A 2,510-nucleotide genomic window follows, 5' to 3' on the forward strand; every position below is an offset into this window, starting at 1 on the left:
ACCAAGGCGGGTGGCATAGACAGTCGGGGGCCGGAGCCCCCGACGGTTCAGGAAGAGTGCGGGGTTTCGAAGCGGGATTCGCGCAATCCCTCTTTCACTTTCTTCAGATTTTCGCGAAATTTCATCCCCCGGCGCAGGGTAAAACCGGTCGCCAGCACATCCACCAGCGCCAGCTGGGCGATGCGGGATGCCATCGGCATATAGACATCGGTATCTTCCGGCACATCCATGGAGAGCACCAGATTGCACTCGCGGGCCAGCGGGGAGTCCTTGGCGGTCATGCCGATCACGGTGGCGTCGTTCTCGCGAGCCAGCGCGGCGATCTCGACCAACGCCTTGGTGCGGCCGGTGTGGGAAATCAGCACCACCACATCCCCTTCGCTGCTGTTGATGCAGCTCATGCGCATCATGACGATATCGTCAAAGCTCACTACCGGAATGTTGAAGCGAAAGAATTTGTTCTGGGCATCGCGGGCAACGGCGGAGGAGGCGCCAAGGCCGAAGAAGCTGATCTTCTTGGACTGGGTCAGGATATCGACGCAGCGGTTGATGGCAGAGATATCCAGGCTGTTTTTGGCGGCATCCAGACAGGCCATGGTGGATTCGAAGATCTTGGCGGTGTAGGTATCCGGCCCATCTTCCGCTTCCACATGACGATTTACGTAAGGGGTGCCATTGGCCAGGCTCTGGGCCAGATGGAGTTTGAAATCAGGAAAGCCCTTGGTATCGAGACGGCGGCAAAAGCGGTTGACGGTCGGTTCACTGACATCGGCCATCTTGGCCAGAGCAGCGATGCTGGAGTGGATGGCGGTCTGGGGAGACGCCAGGATCACCTCGGCAACCTTGCGTTCTGATTTACTGAAACTTTCCAAGTTGTTCGTAATTTTATCAAGGGTATTCATCATCACCACCAGGCGTTTTTGTAATTTAGCTTCAGTGTCTTTGCACTCAATCTACGGCTAAGCAAGTTTCCATTCAAGCTAAGGACTATACAAGACAAGCGGTTATGGCAACTAACGCCTGCCATACAAAGTATGACTCATCTCTAATTATTTCGTACTTTTCGTTACAAAACGTCACCTAACCATGAAAGCGCTTACAAATGTTGCAAAGCAACAACACTGTGAGCAGGCGCACGTTTGTATCGATCCGGCGGGTGAGCAAGCCTGACCTCGGATAGAATGGGCCGTCATAATCCAACAATAATCTCGGGACACCAGAGTCGTCCCCATCCTGTAACGAAGGAGTTGTTATGCAGCATACCCATGCGCTGGTCGGCGATGTCGGCGGCACCAATGCGCGTCTGGCCCTGTGTGAGCTGGCCACCGGTACTATCTCTCAGGCAAAGACCTACTCAGGTCTGGCCCATCCCAGCCTTGAAGCCGTGGTACGCCTCTATCTGGAGGAACACAAGGTACAGGTGGCTGAAGCCTGCATCGCCATCGCCTGCCCCATCAACGGTGACTGGGTTGCCATGACCAACCACAGCTGGGAGTTCTCCATCAGCGAGATGCAGAGCAAGCTCGGGCTGGCACGCCTGCAAGTGATCAACGACTTTACTGCGGTCTCGATGGCGGTACCGGTATTGGCTGAATCGGATCGCATCCAGCTTGGCGGCGCCGCGCCGGTAGCGGGCAAGCCCATCGCCATCTATGGTGCGGGCACCGGCCTTGGGGTCGCCCATCTGGTCAAGGCGGGTGAGCAGTGGCTGAGCCTGCCGGGTGAAGGTGGTCATGTGGATTTTGCTGCCAACACCGAAGAGGAAGATGCGGTACTGCAAGTAATGCGAGGCGAATTGGGCCATGTCTCGGCAGAGCGTTTCCTCTCCGGCCCGGGTCTGGTCAATCTCTATCGCGGGCTGGTGAAATCCGATGGCCGTGAGCCCGAGCCGTTTGCCCCCAAAGACATTACCGAACGCGCACTGGCCGGGGAGTGCCTCGATTGCCGTCGCACCCTGAGCCTGTTCTGCGTGCTGATGGGCCGCTTTGCCGGCAATCTGGCCCTCAATATGGGCACCTTTGGCGGTGTCTATATCGCAGGTGGCATAGTGCCGCGCTTCCAGGAGTTCTTTACCGGTTCCGGTTTCCGGGTCGCCTTTGAAGACAAGGGGCGCTTCAAGTCCTACCTCAAGGAGATCCCGGTGTTTCTGATCACCCATGAAGGGCCGGGGCTGCTCGGTGCGGGCGCTTACTTGCGCCAGTCGATGGGGATCACTATCTGATTTAAGAGGGGAACGAGGCGGGATCATCCATGGTTCAGCCTCGATTCAGTGTGAATGGCATAAAGTAGCCGCACGTAACCAAGAGTGTTGTGCTTCACAAGGAGTGGAAAGCGACTCTCATCCGCTGGATACGTTTGTCACCTGACAAGCCTGAACTGTTTCAACCGGCCTTTTGGCCGGTTTTTTTTATGTCTGTGTCCCGTCCTGAATATGGTTTACACCTTTCCCCCCAATAAATGGAGAGCCCGATGGGACAAGGTGTGAAACGGACACAGCGCGATTACTCGCT

1 protein-coding gene and 1 pseudogene are annotated in these 2,510 nt (G+C 56.3%); one reads left to right on the forward strand and one right to left on the reverse strand.

The genetic code is table 11. The features are described 5' to 3' along the window. Positions 1–47 precede the first annotated feature (47 nt). On the reverse strand, positions 48–902 hold the full coding sequence (locus tag AB5Y85_RS07345; RefSeq protein WP_005334759.1) for a MurR/RpiR family transcriptional regulator: 855 nt from the start codon (positions 900–902) through the stop codon (positions 48–50). Positions 903–1,249: 347 nt separating this feature from the next. On the opposite strand from AB5Y85_RS07345, the pseudogene glk reads away from it, so the two are divergent. After that, positions 1,250–2,221, forward strand: a pseudogene (gene glk / locus AB5Y85_RS07350) (glucokinase); the annotation flags it as partial. Between the last annotated feature and the right edge of the window lie 289 nt (positions 2,222–2,510).

The organism is Aeromonas sp. R3-1, assembly GCF_040908345.1.
In the GTDB taxonomy this organism is placed as follows: Bacteria; Pseudomonadota; Gammaproteobacteria; order Enterobacterales; family Aeromonadaceae; genus Aeromonas; species Aeromonas veronii.

What these genes read in the sequence shown, in the direction of transcription:
- AB5Y85_RS07345 (WP_005334759.1), bottom strand. Translation starts at nt 902, where the DNA reads ATGAATACCCTTGATAAAATTACGAACAACTTGGAAAGTTTCAGTAAA.